Here is an 18,435-nt window from a genome sequence, read left to right on the forward strand (position 1 = left end):
GGTAGCGGTCGCTCAGGCGCGGGCGAGGATAGTGAGGAGTTCGTCGCCGAAGCGTTGGAGGACGAGGCTGCGCTGCGGGAGTTTGTCGAACGCGCCGTTGCTGGTCGAGGTGGGGCGATCGGCGATCCAGTGGGCCACCTGCTCGTCGGAGGCGATCTTGTCGGCGGTGGTCCCGAGGTCGTTGGCGACCCGGGTGCGCCACTCGATGACATCCCTGGCGGTGGCGCCGGCGTTGCCCATCAGGCAGTAGAGGTGGAGGCCGAGCTTCTGCTCGCCGGCATTGAGTCGCTCCGCACATGCTGCGCACGTCGGGGCCGCCGATCCCTTGCGGCCAACTCCGCCAGCCCGGCCACCGTTCCGAGAAGCGGTCGAACGACCTGCAGCGCCCCGCCCAGTCGCTCCACTTCCTGAGCCGGTCCGCCCCGCGCCATTGCGCCCGGCACCGCTGCGGCCCGCACCACTGCGTCCTCCACCGCCTCGCCCAGGCGATCGACCGCCACCGGCGCTGCGCACCTGGGCCGGCAGGATGGCATCGACGAACGACGACCGCTCCTGATTCATCGTCCAACCCTTGGCGGTGGTCTTGGAGGCGGCGTGGGTGATCGTCAAGTGCTTGCGGGCCCGGGTGATGGCGACGTAGAAGAGGCGGCGCTCCTCCTCGATCGCCTCACCGCCGGCCGTGACCGCCTTGTGATACGGCAGCATGCCTTCGGCTGCGCCATAGAGGACGACCTGGTCCCACTCCAGGCCCTTGGCCTTGTGGATCGTGGCCAGCGTGACCGCATCGGTGGTCGGCTCGGCATCGTTGGTGGCCGATTCGAGGAACGCCTGCCGGAGGGCGGCGGCACCGATCGGAGATCCGGTGCGAGCCATGTGCTCGGCGGCGAAGGTTTCCCCCTGCTCGACAAGGGTGGTCTGGTACTCCCATTTCTCGAGCGCTGCGCCCTCTCCATCGGGCGCACGGTCGGGGTGCCAGCCCTGTCGCTTGGCGGTTTGTACGAGGAGTTCGAGACCGTTTCGGTCGCCATCGGTGCGAGCAGCTTGACCGAACGGGCGCAGGATGCCGAGCACGGCGTCGGTCTCGTAGAACAGGCTGTTGCCGAGCACCCGGAACGGGATCGATCGGCGCCGCAGCAAACCTTCGAGCGCCGCCGACTGGAAGTTGAGTCGGAACAGCACAGCCATCTCGGACCAGGGAATGCCGTCGCGGTGGGCGGCTTGCAGGGCGTCGAGCACCTTGAGTGGCTCGACGTCGGTTGACGGGGCTTCGACCAGGCGGGGGAGCGGACCGTCGCCCCGCTGTGCAACGAGCGCTTCGGGTCGCCCGACACTGCCCGAGGTGAGGTTGGCGGCGGCGACGATCGGTTCGGTCGAGCGGTAGTTGCGGTTGAGGTAGCGGATCTCCGACCCGGGCCAGTGTGTGGCGAAATCGCGTAGGAAGGTCGGCTCGGAACCCTTGAACGAGAAGATGGTCTGGCGGGGATCGCCAACAGCGCAGAGCTGACCGGTACGACCGAGCAGCGCGGCGAGGAACGCCTGCTGCGACGGATCGATGTCTTGGTACTCGTCGACGACCACGCTGCGCCACTCGTCGTGGATGGTCGAAGCGATAGTGGCGTCGTCTTCGATCAGGCCCGTGGCCAGCGTGAGGTAGTCGCCGAAGTCGACGAGGTGCTGGTCGTCCTTGTGGTCGATCCACTTCTCCCAGACCTTCGCCACTTGGTTGCCGGGGCGGCCGGTGGGAAGCAGGTCGATGCGGGCAATCGAACTCGGGGTCTCGAGTCGGGCGTGCGCCAGCTCGATCTCGGCCTTCACATCGGACACGATCGCCATCTGGTCGGGGTCGAGCCGCTTCCCGCCGTAGATGATCCGCTTGAGCGGTGCCCACGAATCGGTGACGAGCTGGCGTTGTGCCGCTGCCGGGTCAAAGCGTTTGACCAGTCCCAGCGCGGCAGAGTGGAAGGTCCGGCACGACGTGTTGGCCACGCCGAGTTGGACGAGCCGGCCGCGAAGCTCACCAGCGGCCTTGCGGGAGTGGGTGACGGCCAGGACATGGCGGGAGGGCATGTCGCCGGTGGCGTCGAGGTGTGCGATACGGTGCGCCACGGTGCGGGTCTTGCCGCAACCGGCGCCGGCGATCACGCAGAGCGAATCACCTCGCCAACGGACGACCTCGGCCTGTTCCGGATCGAGCCCGGCGAGCACCTGCTCCGCATCCAACGACCTCACCCTTCGAAGGCTGACGGTGAAATCCGCAGAATGCAACCATGCGATCGGACAGATGTTCGATTTGCTGGGTGCGAGCTACGGCTTTGCGACGCCGGCTGCCGCCAGTTCGAGCGCGTCCAGAGCGTGTGAGGTTGCGGCGGGTTCATGGTCCGCCCCGAACTCCGCTGCCTCGATCGCGGTTCGAGCGGCGGAGATCGCCGCTGTATCGATCCCGTGCGTGGCCAGAGCATCGAGTCGTTCACGCAACGTCGCACTCGGTGGCCACTCGATGCCGAGCGAACGCCCGATCCGGTTCAGCCGTTCGACCTCCGAGGGCAGGCGAGCGTTGCCGTGGCGACGTGTCACCAACCAGGTGATCAGGCCGGCCGCAAGAACGCAGGCGACGAGGAGGCCGACCAGGCGCCACGGCACGGAGGTACCGGCCAAGGAGTCGGGGTCCTGTTCGCCCGCCAGCGGGACCTTCGCCGTCGGGTCGAAGCCCTGCCAGCCGATGCCGGCGAAGTACACCTCGGTCCACGCGTGGGCGTCGGTGCCACGAGACAGCCACTCGCCGGTCGTCGCGTCGAACTCGCCGGGCACGTAGCCGACGGCGATCCGGGCGGGGACGCCCAACGAACGCAGCATCACGGTCATGGCGCTGGCGATCTGCTCGCAGTAGCCCTCGTTGACGTCGAAGAGCAGGCGGTCGACGGGGTCCACTCCGGCCGGCGCGGCGGGCACGTCCTGTCGGTACGACACGTTGTCGGCGAACCAGGCTTCGAGCGCCAGCACCTTGTCATAGGTCGTGACAGCGTCCGCAGTGATCGCTTCGGCCAAGTCCGCCGTCGCCGAGGACACGTCGTTCTCGGCTCCGTACTGGCGGAGCACGCTCGGCGGCACCAACTGAGGAAACTGATCGGCGGCTCGCAGCTGCGCTGCGTCGACCGGGATGATGGCACTCTCGACGGTCCACTGGGCGCCGGCTGCGAGCGGACGCGTGGGACGGATCGAGTTGTCGTTGATTCCCCAGGTCCCCTCGAAGCCGTCGAAGTGGAGGACCTCCATGCGATCGGCGGCGAGGAAGACGTCGAGCCCGGCGCGCTCGACGGTGAAGGTCTGCAGCAGGCGTTCGGAGCCGATGGGCGACGTTCCAGGTTGCAGTTCGAGCGTTCCGGCCGGCGTGATGAACTCCTGCGTGCGACCGCTGTCGGTCCAGTAGCGGCCGTCGTAGTCGCCGTAGGTCATCCCCCGCCAATACAGCGCCCGCTCGGAGCGGACTCGCAGCACCACTTCGTCGTCGAGGGTTGGTGTGTCGCCGGCGTCGAGCCGACCGGACAGGCCCGGATGGGAGCGAAGGGTGTCGCCACCGAGCTGGCCAGGGCTCCACTGGAGTGAGGGTGGCCGTCGATTGCTGTCTGGCAGCGCGTCGTTGGCGACCGCTGCACCTCCGACGGCCGCGACCATCACGGCGACCATGATCGGCAGGAGGAGGAGCGGTTGGGCGAGTGGGCGATGCGTTCGTCCGATGCGCGGCATCGGGATGGGGTCGGGGCTGAACTCGGCCACCAAGCGGGTCACCAGCATGGTGGCGAAGCCGCCGACCATCCAGCGGGTGTCGGTGGACACCGTCGGCTGGCGAGCGGATGCGAGGCTCACCGCTTCCATGATCGCCGGCCCGAGCAGCGAGATCGACGCTGCGGCCGAACCGAGCGCTCGGCCACGAACCATCCAGCCCGCCAACATCAGCCCGGTCGAAAAAACGAGCACCGCTTCGAGTTGGTGTGTTGCGGTGCGCTGGAGGCTGGCGGCGATGAGGGCGAGGCCCAACATGCCGAGGACCCAACGCGGCGCCGGGGCACGTCGCGGCTGGGGGATGCCGAACATGCCGACGCCGAGGCAGGCGAGCGCCACCATCCACTGGTTGGCCGACGGGCGCACCGCAGCGATCGACATGAGCACGGTGGAGGCACGGAGCGCGACGATGTGGGCTCGTTGTTCGGCCTGGAGCGGAACGGTCATGGAATGTCCGGCGTGAGCTCGCCGATGACGAGGTGGTATCCGTCGAGAGCTCGGTCGGTCGAGGGCCCGGCGATGGCCGAGGCGAGTGCTCGGTGAAGATCGGCCGGGCCTTCGAGTTCTCGCACGGCGAGTCGTGGTTCGACTCGTCGTGTCGGCGGAACGTAGGGGATCTGGAAGCGGCTGGTGCTGGTGTGCGACGGGTTGGGCTCGCTGGCCTCATGGGTCACCAACGTCACCGGGACGCCGAGCTGCCACGCCCGTTCGACGGCGAACCGGGCGAGGCCGAGTGTGAGGTCGAGCCGGCCGGGCGTCGTATCGGTGGCGTCGATGGTGAGCGGTGGCGCCTCGAGGGGCGCGGCCACCCGTTCGCGAACCATCATCTCGCTGGTCCGGGCGACGCTCGGCCAGTGGACATCGGCCGGTCGATCTCCCGGCCGGTAGGGGCGGACGCCGACGAGTTCGGGTTCGCTCGGCGTGGTGATCGTCTGGAGGTACGCCACGATCTCGGGGTGGGGCACGGCGGGCGGGACGGCGAGCATCGGCACAGCCGGCGTCAGCGTGGACTCGGTCACGTAGCCGATCAGGCCCAGGAAGGCACCGGCCGCGGTGGTGATCGTGACCTCGTTGACCGTGCCTCGGCGAGTGGCGACCGAGGCGAGTGTGCCCTGCACGTCGGCGGGGGAGCCTGCTTTCTCCGAGACCAGGCCGCTGGTGAAATGGGCGATGACCGGTCCGCGGATCGGCCAGGTGATCTCGATCGGAACGTCGTGGCCCACACCGACGTCGACGGTGGACGGCAGCTGCGCGGCGACCCGGATGGAACGGGTGAGCAAGAGGCTGAGGAGTCCGTCACCGACGACGAGGAAGATGAAGGCGAGCATCAGGAACCGAAGGCCCCGGTGGCCACTTGTCGAGAGCAGGTAGAGCACCGGCGCGATCGCGATGAGCACCCATGCCTCGGACATGAACATGACGCGCCGGCGCCGGACGATCGCAGTGGTCATCTCCGTCGGTCGTCGCGCCCAGCCCGTCATGGATGGATCAGCGGTTGACGATGGGAGCGTTCGCCCGCTCGGTGGCGGCGATCACCCGATTCGTGAGTGACTCGAGGGTCACCCCCGGCTCGATCAGGCGGTGAGCGAGACAGGCGGGGGCGAGCGTCTTGATGTCGTCGGGCACGACGAAGTTGCGTCCCTCGAGCACGGCGATGCCTTGCGCCATTCTGATCAGGGCACGGGAGGCCCGGACGCTGACGTAGCCGGCCTGCCGCACGTCGTCGCAGATGTCGAGCAGATACTCGGTGATGGCGTCGGCAACGTGCACGGCCGCGACGGCCTTGCGCACCTGGGCCCACGCAGCAGCGGGGAGGGCGGCAGTCAGATGGCTCGCCATCTCCGGTCCGCTCTCTTGGCGGAGGAGCTGGCGCTCGGTGGCGCGGTCGACGGTGCCGAGTGACAAGGCGACCTCGAACCGGTCGAGTTGGCCCGACGCCAGCTCGAACGTGCCCGACGACCCCGTCGGGTTCATCGTGGCGATCACCAGGTAGGGATCGGGGAGAGGGCGAACCATGCCCTCGATCGAGATCTGACGCTCCGCCATCACCTGCAGCAGTGCCGACTGCGAACGGGGCGAGATGCGGTTGATCTCGTCGACGAGGATGACGTTGCCGAGAAGCGGACCGGGTCGATAGCGCCAGTCGCCCGTCTTCTGATCGAGCACCACCGACCCCGTGAGATCGGTCGGGAGGAGGTCGGGACTTCCCTGGATTCGCCGGAACTCGCCCCCGACCACTCGGGCGGCCGCCGAAGCGAGCGTGGTCTTGCCGACGCCGGGCACGTCATGGAGCAAGACGTGACTCCCGGTGAGGATCGCCGCCGTCATGACCCGCACCTGTCGGGGCTTGCCCATCAGGATCGAGCCCAACTGTCGTTCGATCTGGTGGGCGACCTCGGTCAGCGACGGTCGTTGCTCAGCGGACGACGGTGCCGGTGGCATGGATTCGGGCCCACCGGGCATGGGAGGGTGCAACGTCGTCGAAGAGGACATGCCCTGGTCATCGACGCGGTTCGGGGGCGCCTTGAGAAGTGCGACGAGCGTGCGGAAGCCGCCAGCGTCAAGCTCAGGCCCGCCCCCTTTGTGCGGCCGATCAGGCCTCGGCGATGGTGCGGAGCTCCTCGTTGCGAAGGTCGATGAGGTCCTCGAGGTGGCGCCGCAATACGAGCCGCTCGGCGATCACCCCGAGCGGACCCAACGGCGCGCGGAACTCGACGACGTCGCGCATCTCGGTACCCGTGCCGTGGCTGACGAAGATGTGTTCGTGGCGGTATGACGAGAACGGGCCCCGCTGCTGCTCGTCGACGAAGAAGTACGGCGGGTCGAACTCGGTGATCACCGAGGTCAGCTCCCACCAGATGCCGAAGTGCTTGGCCCGCCACGTGACCTCGTCGCCGAGCGCCATCATGCCGGTACGCACGCCGCCAACGACCTGCTCACCCGTGTCGGCGAAGGAGTCGAGGTGGAAGTCGACGCTCAACGAGAGTGCGAACACTCGGTCGATGGCAGCGTCGATGAACACGGAGCGTTCGAAGCGGACGGTCATGAGTTCACCTCCTTGTCGTCGATCATCTCGTCGGTCTGTCGAATGGCGGCGGTCATCAGCTCTTCTCGCACCGGAGGGGCCTACCCGGAGCAGGTGGATTGAACCGTCCTCATCGGGGAAGGACCCGTCCGTGTCACGAAGCCTGCTCTATCGCACCGCCATCGCTGTGCTCCCGCTACCGATGCTGCGCCCGGTCGTTCCCCCGCTGGCGCTGCTCGATCGGCTGTTGCGGCGACGTTGGTGGTCGGAGACGCAGCTCGAGGCCGAGCTCGATCCCGAGCCGGTCGAGGCTCGCAGCGATGATGCCCAGACCATCGACGACGGTGTGGGCGATCTCCTCCTCCGACGCTACGAGATCGGACTGGACGGCACCTCGGTCGAACCGATCGAGCTCCTCGATCGGTTTCGTCAGGACCCCGACGACTTCGCACCGATCGAATACGCCGAGTTCACCAGCGGGCCGCTTCGCCAGGGGATGCGGTTCACCATCGACCTGGCCGGACCGTGGAACGGCCCGGTCGAGGTGGCCGAGGACGCGCCCGACCGGATTCGGCTCGCCACGCTCGAGGACCACATGGAGGCGGGCTGGATCGAGTTTCGAGTGGTCGATGGTGACCGTCCAGTGCTCCGGATCGAATCGACGGCGCGGGCAGGAAGTCGTGGCTTCTGGTTGCTCCATGATGTGTTGCCCTTCGCCTGGTGGGTCCAGACCGACATGTGGTCCCATGTGCTCGAGGCGCTTGCTCGCTCCGCCGGTGTCGATCCACTGCCGAGAGTGATCGTCACGACGCTGCGCCACGACGACGCTGCCCGGGTGTGAACGAAACCCGTGTGAAAGATTCCACCACGCCGACAGGGCACGGGTGAAGTGACTACGTTGCGGTCATGGGTTCCACGCCGACCGATCAGGATCTGGTGCTGCGGTGTGACGGTCTGACTCGCCGCTTCGGTGACCGCACGGCGGTCGACAACGTCTCGTTCCATGTCGCCCGAGGCGAGACCTACGGGCTGCTCGGCCCCAATGGTTCGGGCAAGACCACAACCATCTCCATGCTGTCAGGCATCCTGCTGCCCGACGCCGGCACCGTGACGCTCGTCGGCAAGTCGCTCACGCCGTCGTCGACCGAGGCGAAGCGGGCCGTCGGGCTGGTGCCGCAGGAGATCGCGCTCTACCAAGACCTGAGCGCAGCCGAGAATCTGCGGTTCTTCGGACGCCTACAGGGCCTGAGCGGCAAGCACCTCCAGGCCCGGGTGGCGTCGGTGCTGGAAGTGGTCGGCCTGCGCGACCGGGCCGACGATCGGGTCGAGGAATTCAGCGGCGGCATGAAGCGCCGAGTCAACATCGCGGCCGGCATGCTGCACGAGCCTCAGCTGATCGTGCTCGACGAACCGACTGTTGGCGTCGACCCGCAGAGCCGCAACCAGATCCTCGACAGTATCGAGGTCCTGGGTGGTGAGGGCGTGTCGGTCTTGTACACGACGCACTACATGGAGGAGGCCGAGCGGCTGTGTGATCGCATCGGCATTCTCGATGGCGGTCGCTTGATCGCCGAGGGCACCCAGTCCGAACTGGTGAGCCGGGTGGGGGAGTACGACCTCGTCATCGTCGACACGCCCGCCGTCGACGACGAGGCCCTTCTGGCTGCCATCGCTGCAACCCCGGGCGTCGCCGACGTGGAAGTGACCACTCGTGGTCTCGAAGTGTCGACTACGGGAGGCCGGGCCACCTTGGGTCCGCTCGTGGCTGCCTTCACCGCCTGCGATGCCGAGATCGCCGGACTGCAACTCCGTGAGCCCAACCTCGAGGCGGTGTTTCTCGACCTCACCGGTCGAGCGCTCCGAGACACATGAGCATCTTCACGATCGCTCGCGCCGACCTGCTCCGAGGACTCCGCTCTCGTTCGGCGATCATCACCTCGTTCGTTGCGCCGTTGGCCATGGCGATCGTGTTCGGTCTGATGTTCAGCTCGTCCGGCTCGGCGTCCTTCACGATCGGCCTCGTCGATGTTGCGGGGTCGCCGATCTCGGGTCAGATCGTCGACTCGATGGTTGGTGGGTCCGACGACCAGGTCACCTTCACCTCGATCGACAGCGTGGCTGCCGCCGAGACCGCTGTCGAGGACGACGACGTTGGCGCTGCGATCGTGTTCGAGGCGGCCGACGGTGCACCGGGGATCGGACTGCGGGTCATCGAGACACCGGCGAGTCCCTTGTCGAGCCAGGTCGCCCAGTCGATCGCATCGAGCGTCGCCACTTCGATCGAGACGGGAGGCCGGCCGCCGGTCGAGCTGGCCGACTTGACGCTGGGCGGTCGCGAGCTTTCGGCACCCGTCTACTTCGGGGCATCGATGGCGATCCTGCTGCTCTTCTTCTCGACGGGCATGGCGGCGCAGTCGATCCTGGAGGACCGCCAGTCACGCACGCTCGATCGCATCTTGTCCGGCCCGACGACCATCTGGTCGGTATTGATCGGCAAGGTGCTCGCCGTTGCGGTGCTCGCCGTGCTGGGGTTCATGACCGTGTGGATCGTCACCACACTGTTGTTCGGTGCGAACTGGGGTAGCCCGCCGGCGGTCTTCATCCTGATCGTCGCCACGGTGGTCGCGCTTGCCGGGGTGGCCACCTTCGTCGGTGGCTTCGCCAAGACGCCGCAGCAGGCGTCCACCCTGACTGCGGTCGTCACGTTCGGACTCAGCCTCCTCGGCGGCAACTTCACCGGACCGGCCGACGCACCGGCTGCGCTCCGGGCGCTGCGCTCGTTCACCCCGAATGGTCGGGCGCTCGAGGCGTTCACCCGCCTCAGCGTCGATGCCGTCTCGTTCGGGTCGATCGCCGTCACGATTGTGGCGTTGATCGGCTTCGGCGTGGTCTTCGGTGCGGTCGGTCTGGTTCGACTTCGGCAGACGGTGGGCACCTGATGTGGGATTCGATCAAGGCGTTCGTTGCGGTGCAGCTGCAACAGCAGAGTCGGGACAAGACCTCCCTCTTCTTCATGCTCGTGTTGCCGGTGGCGATCATGGTCATCATCGGGTCGACCTTCGGTGGTGTGCAGTCGATCGAGATCGCCGTCGTCGGACCGGACGACCCGACCACGGCAGCGATCGTCGAGCAGCTGAACGCCCAAGACGGGATCGAGTCCGTACGCCGCTCCGACCTCGACGAGGTGACGGGCGACATCCGCCGTTTCGACCTGGAAGGCGCCATCGTGGTCAACGGCGACGGCACCTACGGCTTCCTCGCCAATGACGCCGACTCGTCGGGCTTCGCTGCCCGTGCGGCGGCCCAGCGCGTCATCGACCGGTTCGAGGCGGGTGTGGCCGACGAGTCGGCCGTGCCGGTTGCAGTGAGCTCGGTCGGTGACGATCGGTTGGCCTCGCAGGGCGCATTCGCACTGACCGCAGCGCAGAACCTCGTGTTGTTCGTCTTCATCAACTCGCTCGGCGCCGCGGCGCTCCTGGTGCGGGCCCGGCAGTCGGGAGTGCTTCGGCGAAGCATGTCTGCGCCCGTGAGCGCTGCGGCGGTCGGTGTCGGTATCGGCGCCGGATGGATGGCACTGGCCATGGTGCAGACGCTCATCATCATGGGAATCGGAGCCTTCGCCTTCGGGGTCGACTGGGGTAACCCGTTGGCAGCAGCGGCGCTGGCGGTCACGTTCGGCTTGGTCGGCCTGGCCGGTGGCATCCTCCTCGGGTCGGTCTTCACCTCGGAGCAAACGGTGTCCTCGGCCGTGCCACCGTTCGCCTTGGTCCTGGCCGCCCTCGGTGGGTGCATGGTGCCGAGCGAGGTCTTCCCCTCGTTCCTCCGGACGGCCTCGAAGGTCACGCCGCACTACTGGGCGCTCGAGGGATGGAAGGAGCTGATGTTCGACGGAGCATCGATTGGCGCCATCGCTCCCAACCTCGGCATCCTGCTCGGCGCGAGCGTCGTCCTGCTGGTGCTCGGAGCCGGATCCCTGCGCCGAGCCATGACCGCAGGCTGACGGCGGCGATCGACCGGCGCGATCTGCCACTACGGTGGCGGCGTGGCGGTCCACTCGTTCCATCTGGCGACGGCGGGACTGACGACCACAGCTCGTGCACTAGTGCAACCACCGACGCCAGCGAGCATCCCCGGTCTCATCAAGGCCGAATGCATGACCATGATGGACCTCGGTCTTCCGATCGTGTCCCCGTCTCGGCTCCCGATGCGGAGGCTGGCAGTCTTCGCGGCCTGGGAGGACGAGGTCGCCGTCGACCGGTTCCTCGGCCAGCCCGGTCTCGGCAGCGTCTTGGCCGACGGCTGGCACGTCCGTCTGGAACTGTTGCGCCGGTGGGGCCACGTCTCCGGTTTCGACGAGCGGCCCGGTGACGCCTCCGTCGACGATCCCGACCAGCCCGTCGTCGCCGTGACGCTTGCGCATCTGCAGCTGACCCAGTTCCCCCGCTTCGTTCGCTGGGGCAAGCCGGTCGAGGAGCTGGTGCGAGACGATCCCGCATCGACCCTCGCGGTCGCCGCCATGCGACCGCTTCGAACCCTGGCCACGTTCTCGGTGTGGACCAGCCAACGTGCGATGGTCGACATGGTCGGCGGCCACCGCGAGGTGCCCGAGCCGACACGCCACGTCGATGCCATGGGGGAGCAGCGCCGCAAGGACTTCCACCACGAGTTCGTTGCCCTCAGGTTCCGGCCGCTCGGCGAGTACGGGACCTGGGACGGCCGCTCCGACTACGTCCCGACGACCTGATCCTGTGCCGTGGCCAGAATGCGGCGTTCGTCTCCGTTTCTGACCACCTTGCCGGGTCCGGGTCCGGGCCTCTCCGGTACCCGCTAGTCTCGACCCCGGAGAGATGGCAGAGCGGACGATTGCGTCGGTCTTGAAAACCGTTGAGCCCGCAAGGGTTCCGGGGGTTCGAATCCCCCTCTCTCCGCCAAGTATCCCCTGCTAGAGTGCACAACGAGCCGTCGGGCTCAGTGCAAGGGGGTAGCGGAATGACCGCTCGAGAGCACGCCGTGCCACTGTGGTGCCACTGGCAACGGCTCGTCTTGGGGCATGGTGGCATCCAGTGGCACGAGGCTGTCCACACACACCGGATCGCGTCATGAGGCAACGGATCCAGGTGTTTGCGCTGAAGGGCCCACCGCCCGGCACGGTGAAGGACAAGCGGCGGTGGCGGCTGAAGTGGCGGCTCGACGGTCGTGACTTCAGCCGGTCGTTCAAGTCGAAGGCCGAGGGCGACCGACTCCGCTCGCAGCTGCTGGTGGCGATCAACGATGGGTCGCGCTTCGATCCTGTGAGTGGATTGCCGGTTGAGTGGATCCGCTCCGATGCCACCTGGTGGACATGGAGCAGGGAGTGGTTGGGCCTGAAGTGGCCGAGGTGGGCCGGCAAGACCCGAAGTACTGCGGTCGAGACGCTCGTGGCGTTGACTCCGCACCTGGTTCGTCCTGGCGCACCCGAGCCGCCGGAGTCACTCGGTGAGTGGCTGCGGGCCTCGGGCTATCGCCCCGATCATGAACCGGCCATCGCCTCTGCGGCGTCGCAGTGGCTGGATCGATGGTCGGTGCCGTTGGAGGATCTCGGTCCCGGGCTGCTCGAGTCGGCGTTGACGGCAGCGACGACCAAGCTCGATGGCAACGCGATGTCGACGCCAGTGATCCGTCGTCGCCGAAACTCGCTGAAGACGGTGCTTGCGGCCGCAGTGCGGCGAGGGATCATCGATGCGAATCCCATGGACCGCATGGAATGGGAGATGCCGCAGCAGTCCCTCGAGGTCGACGTCTCGACCGTTCCATCGGTGAGCGATGTCGACCGCATCGTCGAGGTCGTTGCCGCACTCTCGACCAGTGGCGCCCGATTCGCGGCGTTCTTCGCTGTCATCGGATTGGCCGGATTGCGACCGTCGGAGGTCGCAGCACTGACGTCGGCAGACCTGGACCTGCCGGTGACAGGTTGGGGATCGGCTCGATTGCGGGGAGCGATCACGTCGCCCGGTGCTCGCTACACCGCCGATGGCGAGGCCCTCGAGCACAAGGGCCTCAAACACCGGCCGGTGGAGGCGACACGCGAGGTTCCGCTTCCGCCCGATCTGGTAGGCCTGGTGCGTGCGCACGTCGAGCGCTTCCCCTCGGACGTGCCGCAGGTGTTCACGAACGCGAGCGGGCGTCCGGTGGCAGTGAGCAACTAAAGCCCCGTATGGAGTCGAGCGCGAGAGCAACTGTGGCCGGACGGCCATGCCCTGTCGAAGACGACGGTGTACGACCTTCGGCACACAGCGGCCACGACGATGCTGCGATCCGGTGTGATGCCCTCGGAGGTGGCCCGTCGCCTCGGACACTCGGTCGATGTGCTGATGCGTGTCTACGCCGGTGTCTTCCAGGACGAGCGTGACCGCTCGAACGTGATGATCCAAGCGGAGATGGCGGCGCAGCGTGGTGAGGCCGCCGGGCCTGCGTAGCGCTTCAGGCAGGGTGCCGCGCGTCGACCCGCTGCTGCTGAATCCACTCATCGAGTTCGTTCTGGTCGAAGCGGACGAACTTTCCGATCTTGAGGTAGTTGACGCGTCGCTGCGCCACGAGGCGCCGGATGAAGCGTGGGCTGACGTTGAGATGGTCGGCGGCACCATCGATGTCGAGAAGGGTCATGCACGGGAAGGCATCTGCGGATGGCCAAACGCGACGCCTTTGGAGCGAACTGCAGGCAACCACCGGGACCGCACGGCGCACCTGGCCGACCCGTGCCCTGATTCGCCGCCGAGCAGCCCGACTCCGTTCGCCGTCGATCCAACCATGGCGCCGTGGTGCAGGCGCGACTTCCGAGCTCGATCACCACTGCACCACTTGGCGCTCCGATGTTCGGCACAGACTTGCCCCTTCCGCCTGGCGGCGGAAACGGCTTGTCGATTGCGGCTGACGTTCCCAGCCCATCGGGCGGGCCAGCCATTCGGCGTCGTGGCGTGTCGCGGCGACCCCGGTTCTCGGCAGTGGTGACGCTCCCGCTACCGCCGCCTCCGGCGGAAGTAGCAAGTCTGTGCCGGACAATTCGGGATCGGCTGGTGACGTCGACGCCTACGTTGCTCGCTACGAATTGCGGAAGGGCAGGTGGATGTAGCTTCGAGCGGTTCGGAGCATGTCGACGGGGCGTCGTTGTGTTCGAGGGACGCGACTTCGGCATGGTCGGCAGCAGCGGCCGGTGGCCGTGGCCATCGCTCGCCTCCGCACGCCGTGCACGGCGGGGCTTTCTGCGGAGCCTCCGGTCGTCTCCCCGGGTGAAGCTTGGATGACGATCGCTCCACCGGCGTTTGGCCCGATGAGCGTTGGCGCTGTCTGGACTGCACTTCTGCGACGTTGGTGCAGCGGTTGGTGCAGTCGTAGGTTCAGAGATCGGTGACGTGGTGCAGCGGCCGGTGCAGTCGGTGGTGGCGGCGCACACCGTCGGCCCGGCGACGTAGTAGCCGGACGTGTCAACACTATGTGGGCGTGATTCGCATCGGCGGGGAGGTGCCGCCAGACCTTCGCGAGTAGCGATATCAAAGCGTCACGAAACGGCACATTGCGGGCATGCCCCAGTTGGATATCGGTTGCGGGTTATGGGTCATCGAATCGTCGCCGATTGCTCGAGCGAGTCGCAGGATCCGAGACCGCTCTGTGGTCATGGGCGGGCAACTGTTCTCGATCGGGCTGCGCCGTAGCGGGCTGGGCCGGCAACTTGCTCACTCGGGTACGTTGGCGGTCGAAGCTCCCAGGGGAACACGATGATTCGGGCCTATCAGTCAGTGGAAGGAAGCATCGACGGCACGCCGTCGCCATTCGCCACCTTTCACCCCAGCTCGATGTTCCCGTACACGATCGCTCTCGGTCTGGGTTTCTGGGCTTGGCTTTTCACCAGTTCCGTTGTGACCGGGACAGCTCTCGCCGCCGTCGCACTATGCGCAGTTCTCGTGCGTCGCTCCCGATTGAGCGCAGTGTTTGGCCCAGACGAGCTCATCGTGCAGGGGTGGCGCGCTCGCACGACCTACTCCCCACACGATTGGGTGCTCATCGAGCGATACCGCAACACGGGTTGGCGGTACGACACTCTCAGCTTCCTGCTCCGACCAATGAACAAGCAGGACACGTTCAAGGTTCCGGCCCTATGGGGAGTCTGGCCAACACTTCCCGGATTCATTCGCTCCCGGCCGATACGGGTGGCCGAGGCAGCAAGACTCGCAGGGTTCGAGGTCATCGTTGAAGGGAACCCTCACCCCTTGCTCTACGGGCCTGCCGTCGAGCGATCTGACAACACTGGAGCCTGACGACTACTCAGCCCCTATCCCTCAAACGCCAAGGTCGGTTCGTCCGCCCCTGATCGCCGGGAAGATGACGCAATGCGGCAGTGTTGCTGAATGTGAGGGCGGGTCTGGTCAGCCGCCGAGTACTTCAGTCAGAGCGCACGGCTGTGGTACGCCGGTCTCATCGACAGCGCGGATCACCGGTAGATCGCTATCCGGCGCCCCCACAATGGCCCAGAGTCCGTCAATCGTGTCCACCGTTTCCCACTCGTCGTCCACGAGATTCTCGATAGTCCATGTCGGCTCGCCGGTGATCGCCACTGTGTCGAAGCCCCGATCATCGGACCCTCCGTAGCTGAGGGCGAGACACTCGTCCCACTCTCCGCCACCCAGCACGGAAGCGTCCCATCGACCCGAACGCTCACGCACGACCAACCCATACCACTCGGGCCGGGCCGTGCAACCGTCGCAGCTGCGAACCGTGACACCGGTGAGAACAACGACGACGCCGGACTCGATCGGCACGCGGCCACGCTCGACCAAGTCTCGAAACGAGTCGCCACCCTCGAGTTGGGCCGCCATCGCCGTCTCAACTGCTTCGTCGAGTGTCGACGCGCCGACCGGCTCACCGACCAGCAGGTTCCGGTACGGGTGCAAGTCATCGATGACCTGGAGCGCCATGTCACGATCGGCCGCTCGGACCTCGAGCCCACCATCATCAAGCGATCGACGAGCCGTCACTGCTGTCCCCCACGCCTCGACCCATTCCCATCCCGCAGCCCCCTCGACCGCGCCCAACGTCGCCGGATCGCCATGACAGGACCCGGCGAAGTGGGTGACGTCAGCGACCCGCACATCGCCGACGATCATGGAGTAGGCGGTGGAGGCGCAACCCGGCTGGTTCGATGAGCCGATCGGACCGAACAGGGTTGGATCATCAGGCAGCCAGAGTTCCCCGAAGGGGTAGGCGACACCCAGCCAAACGTCGACGCCCAGACTCCAACCCAACCCACCCCGGCGCGAGTTCGCAACGTCGAGCGCGTAGGACTGCACCGTGCCATCGGTCGCCTCCCACCCTGGCAGATCCTCGAAATGCTCGATCGTGACAAACCGGCCTGCTGTCGTCGCGGTCACGAGCTGGCAGTTCGTCAGCGACACTTCGTTCTCCCACCACAGCGCACCGTTGTCGAGCTTCCCCGTCGACGGCGCTGGTCGCTCGAACCCGAGAGCGAACGTCCCAGAGCCAGCAAATGTCACTCCGAGATACTCGGTGTTGAAGGTGTCCGCGCGCCAACCTCAACACCCAGGACCCCCGAAACCGTCTCATCGTCGGGCACTGCGACTGATCCTTCGATCACCCACCGGCCCGGTGCCACGGTGCGGCAGGAATCAACACCGATCCTCACACCCTCGAGACCCCCCAACGTCACCGCCAGCGTCGGCGGCAACATCTCGACCTCTACAGCGACGCCTGGATCGATCGGGCCGAGCGGATCCAGCACCAAGCCAGGTGCAACGGTCTCCGATTGAGACCACAACGGTGTAGCACCAAGCGCTGCGCCGGCCGTCTCGGCGGTCGACGTCGAGGTCGCGGCCGTCGAGACACCGCTTGTACTGTTGCTGGAAGCGCCGGTGCACCCAGCCACCAAGAACAACACCACCGACACCAACCAGGTCCGCCGCATGACAATTCAGACGATAGACAACGCTGTCTGGTTCCCGGCGCTGCGCCCCTGCCAGATCGGTTGGACAACAACGATCTCCATACCGTCCCCTATCACCCAAGCCCTGCGTACCGAACCCTGCCACCTACCGCCGGGACGATGGTGCAGATCGTCGTGCGCGATGAGTTCAGGTGGTGGCGGGCTCGATTCGGAGCTGACTTGCGCACCGCGCAGGGTCCCGGCTACCTGTGCTTACCTCGACGCGGGGCAAGCCGAAGGGATTGGATGGCCTCGATGATCATCGATGACGCATCACCTCGTCGTCGGCCAGCCGCTCGGCGACTCGGTCTGGTCGTGGCGTCAGCCTGTTCGTTCCTCATGGAACGCTGACGGTCATGCGGCGAACCTCGTACCGCACCACATTGTCTGCGATGGCGGCGATGATGGTCGTTTTGTTGGTGTCGTGCGGAGTGGACGCAACGAGTGGAGGTGCAGGCGTGGCGAATCGAGCGGTAATCGCCGGTGTCGAGTTCAGTTTCCGTGGCGCAGAGGTCGTCCCTCTCTACGGGCCTCGCGAGCCTGCCCCTGGCGTGGTTGAGGAAGCACCCGTATTCCGGTTCATCGATTCCGAAGCACGTCTTTGGGCCAGTGTCCACCGCAGCCGGTTCGATCTTGATCAGCAGCCAAAGCTGGATAGCGTGTCGTTTGTCACCGGGTGTATTGACGGGGGCGAGCTGGCAGTCATGGCGTACTCGAAGATCGAGGGATTTTCGATGCCACGTGTCCAACGCGAGTTCCTCAACGAAGCGGGCCTCATCGCCCAGGTGTCAGTGGCGTTGAACGTGAGCAGCCCGTCTGGTCTCGCAGATTCTGAGCCCCAGCTCATGTCGGTCAGGCTTACCTGGTACCCGGAGCCGTTCGAGCGAGGAAACTTCGACTACTCGGCGGTGGCCGGCTCAGAGTATGCAGCAACCGTCCCTACCATCGACCAGCTCCGGACCCTGGTCGCTGACCTGTACCGGTCACTGACCTCTGCGGCCGCTGACGGATCGGGGTGTGCTGCGGGGACCGAACTCACCGAGGAAAAGTTCCTTGCCGGTTTCGACGAACAACTGGCTGCAATCGTCGGCACGCAGACACAACTACCCGTCATGGTGGGTGTGCCGGTCGAGGTGTCGCCGATCCCGGTCGATGCATCCGGCGGGTTCGTCCTCGTGGACGAGGGCGGGGAGTTGGGGCGCATGACTGAGACCGTTCGTGTCGCTGCTGACCGCTCGTTGGCGGGGATGGCGGCCGATGCGGTTGTGGTGTTGGAGGGCCGGTTGATGGCAATCACTGGAGAAGGGCGGGAACTTGTGTCCGATGATGACTGGTCGTCGGCAGAGTCCATGGTGTACACCCCCAACTTCGCTTCGGTCGCAGTCGATGGTGACGACTGGCTGATCACGATCGACACCAAGGGTGTCATGACACCGGCGATGCGCGACGCCATGGTCGCCGTTATCGGTCAGGCTGCCGGCGACGCCGGCGCCGCAACCGTCGAGATCACCGACATCACTTAGAGGCCAAACGCTGCCGAACCGGTCTCAGCCAGCGGAGCTCCGCTGCCCCCTACCACTCGCTCCGGACGTGCAGGAAAGCGTCGCATACCGCCGGCCGTGGGAGCGGGCTACAGGCTGCCGCTGGGGGCCGGCGCACT

The 18,435-nt window shown here is 66.5% G+C and carries 15 protein-coding genes and 1 tRNA gene; 9 read left to right on the forward strand and 7 right to left on the reverse strand.

Annotation, left to right across the window (positions count from 1 at the left end; all coding sequences use genetic code 11):
* Window positions 1–12 precede the first annotated feature (12 nt).
* From R2733_09660 to R2733_09680, 5 genes are all read right to left on the reverse strand, one after another.
* Window positions 13–2,229 carry an ATP-dependent helicase gene (locus tag R2733_09660; GenBank protein ID MEZ5376763.1) on the reverse strand — a complete coding sequence of 739 codons (2,217 nt, stop codon included), beginning with the start codon at window positions 2,227–2,229 and terminating at the stop codon, window positions 13–15.
* Between the two features lie 75 nt (window positions 2,230–2,304).
* A complete protein-coding gene (locus tag R2733_09665) occupies window positions 2,305–4,227 on the reverse strand; it encodes a transglutaminaseTgpA domain-containing protein (GenBank protein MEZ5376764.1) in 1,923 nt (640 codons plus the stop codon).
* On the reverse strand, window positions 4,224–5,231 hold the full coding sequence (locus R2733_09670; protein MEZ5376765.1) for a DUF58 domain-containing protein: 1,008 nt from the start codon (window positions 5,229–5,231) through the stop codon (window positions 4,224–4,226). The genes R2733_09665 and R2733_09670 overlap by 4 nt, the downstream gene beginning before the upstream one ends.
* 37 nt (window positions 5,232–5,268) lie before the next feature.
* Entirely contained in the window at window positions 5,269–6,273 is a 1,005-nt protein-coding gene (locus tag R2733_09675; GenBank protein MEZ5376766.1) for an AAA family ATPase, read from the reverse strand.
* A gap of 100 nt (window positions 6,274–6,373) precedes the next feature.
* Window positions 6,374–6,826 (reverse strand): SRPBCC family protein, encoded by a 453-nt coding sequence (locus R2733_09680; GenBank protein ID MEZ5376767.1) that lies wholly within the window; start codon window positions 6,824–6,826, stop codon window positions 6,374–6,376.
* Window positions 6,827–6,956: 130 nt separating this feature from the next.
* Between R2733_09680 and R2733_09685 the strand changes: the two genes are divergently transcribed.
* The 8 genes from R2733_09685 (at window position 6,957) to R2733_09720 (ending at window position 13,260) form a co-directional block, all read left to right on the forward strand.
* Window positions 6,957–7,646 (forward strand): hypothetical protein, encoded by a 690-nt coding sequence (locus R2733_09685; protein ID MEZ5376768.1) that lies wholly within the window; start codon window positions 6,957–6,959, stop codon window positions 7,644–7,646.
* Window positions 7,647–7,711: 65 nt separating this feature from the next.
* The gene (locus R2733_09690) at window positions 7,712–8,677 is read left to right on the forward strand and encodes an ABC transporter ATP-binding protein (GenBank protein MEZ5376769.1); all 966 of its coding nucleotides are present in this window, start codon (window positions 7,712–7,714) and stop codon (window positions 8,675–8,677) included.
* Window positions 8,674–9,744, forward strand: a complete 1,071-nt coding sequence (locus R2733_09695; GenBank protein MEZ5376770.1) for an ABC transporter permease — start codon at window positions 8,674–8,676, stop codon at window positions 9,742–9,744. Before R2733_09690 ends, R2733_09695 begins: the two co-directional genes overlap by 4 nt.
* A complete protein-coding gene (locus R2733_09700) occupies window positions 9,744–10,805 on the forward strand; it encodes an ABC transporter permease (protein ID MEZ5376771.1) in 1,062 nt (353 codons plus the stop codon). Before R2733_09695 ends, R2733_09700 begins: the two co-directional genes overlap by 1 nt.
* A gap of 153 nt (window positions 10,806–10,958) precedes the next feature.
* Window positions 10,959–11,549 carry a hypothetical protein gene (locus tag R2733_09705; protein MEZ5376772.1) on the forward strand — a complete coding sequence of 197 codons (591 nt, stop codon included), beginning with the start codon at window positions 10,959–10,961 and terminating at the stop codon, window positions 11,547–11,549.
* Between the two features lie 97 nt (window positions 11,550–11,646).
* A tRNA-Ser gene (locus R2733_09710) sits at window positions 11,647–11,736 on the forward strand.
* A gap of 168 nt (window positions 11,737–11,904) precedes the next feature.
* Entirely contained in the window at window positions 11,905–12,990 is a 1,086-nt protein-coding gene (locus R2733_09715) for a hypothetical protein (GenBank protein ID MEZ5376773.1), read from the forward strand.
* 66 nt (window positions 12,991–13,056) lie between these two features.
* The gene (locus R2733_09720) at window positions 13,057–13,260 is read left to right on the forward strand and encodes a hypothetical protein (protein MEZ5376774.1); all 204 of its coding nucleotides are present in this window, start codon (window positions 13,057–13,059) and stop codon (window positions 13,258–13,260) included.
* A gap of 4 nt (window positions 13,261–13,264) precedes the next feature.
* Here R2733_09720 and R2733_09725 read toward each other — a convergent pair whose 3' ends face one another.
* Both R2733_09725 and R2733_09730 read right to left on the reverse strand, forming a co-directional pair.
* Window positions 13,265–13,447, reverse strand: a complete 183-nt coding sequence (locus tag R2733_09725) for a helix-turn-helix domain-containing protein (GenBank protein MEZ5376775.1) — start codon at window positions 13,445–13,447, stop codon at window positions 13,265–13,267.
* A gap of 1,757 nt (window positions 13,448–15,204) precedes the next feature.
* Complete coding sequence (locus tag R2733_09730; GenBank protein MEZ5376776.1) at window positions 15,205–16,329, reverse strand: hypothetical protein; 1,125 nt, start codon at window positions 16,327–16,329, stop codon at window positions 15,205–15,207.
* 1,180 nt (window positions 16,330–17,509) lie between these two features.
* On the opposite strand from R2733_09730, the gene R2733_09735 reads away from it, so the two are divergent.
* Window positions 17,510–18,298: a hypothetical protein gene (locus tag R2733_09735; protein ID MEZ5376777.1), complete on the forward strand. Its 789-nt coding sequence runs from the start codon at window positions 17,510–17,512 to the stop codon at window positions 18,296–18,298.
* The last annotated feature ends 137 nt before the right edge of the window (window positions 18,299–18,435 follow it).

This window comes from Acidimicrobiales bacterium (assembly GCA_041394265.1).
In the GTDB taxonomy this organism is placed as follows: domain Bacteria; phylum Actinomycetota; class Acidimicrobiia; order Acidimicrobiales; family SZUA-35; genus JBBQUN01.

Excerpts from the sequence above, each read along its gene's own strand:
- R2733_09665 (MEZ5376764.1), bottom strand. The coding sequence starts at position 4,227 with ATGACCGTTCCGCTCCAGGCCGAACAACGAGCCCACATCGTCGCGCTC.
- R2733_09670 (MEZ5376765.1), bottom strand. The coding sequence starts at position 5,231 with ATGACCACTGCGATCGTCCGGCGCCGGCGCGTCATGTTCATGTCCGAG.
- R2733_09675 (MEZ5376766.1), bottom strand. The coding sequence starts at position 6,273 with ATGTCCTCTTCGACGACGTTGCACCCTCCCATGCCCGGTGGGCCCGAA.
- R2733_09680 (MEZ5376767.1), bottom strand. The coding sequence starts at position 6,826 with ATGACCGTCCGCTTCGAACGCTCCGTGTTCATCGACGCTGCCATCGAC.
- R2733_09690 (MEZ5376769.1), top strand. The coding sequence starts at position 7,712 with ATGGGTTCCACGCCGACCGATCAGGATCTGGTGCTGCGGTGTGACGGT.
- R2733_09695 (MEZ5376770.1), top strand. The coding sequence starts at position 8,674 with ATGAGCATCTTCACGATCGCTCGCGCCGACCTGCTCCGAGGACTCCGC.
- R2733_09700 (MEZ5376771.1), top strand. The coding sequence starts at position 9,744 with ATGTGGGATTCGATCAAGGCGTTCGTTGCGGTGCAGCTGCAACAGCAG.
- R2733_09705 (MEZ5376772.1), top strand. The coding sequence starts at position 10,959 with ATGACCATGATGGACCTCGGTCTTCCGATCGTGTCCCCGTCTCGGCTC.
- R2733_09715 (MEZ5376773.1), top strand. The coding sequence starts at position 11,905 with ATGAGGCAACGGATCCAGGTGTTTGCGCTGAAGGGCCCACCGCCCGGC.
- R2733_09725 (MEZ5376775.1), bottom strand. The coding sequence starts at position 13,447 with ATGACCCTTCTCGACATCGATGGTGCCGCCGACCATCTCAACGTCAGC.
- R2733_09735 (MEZ5376777.1), top strand. The coding sequence starts at position 17,510 with ATGCCACGTGTCCAACGCGAGTTCCTCAACGAAGCGGGCCTCATCGCC.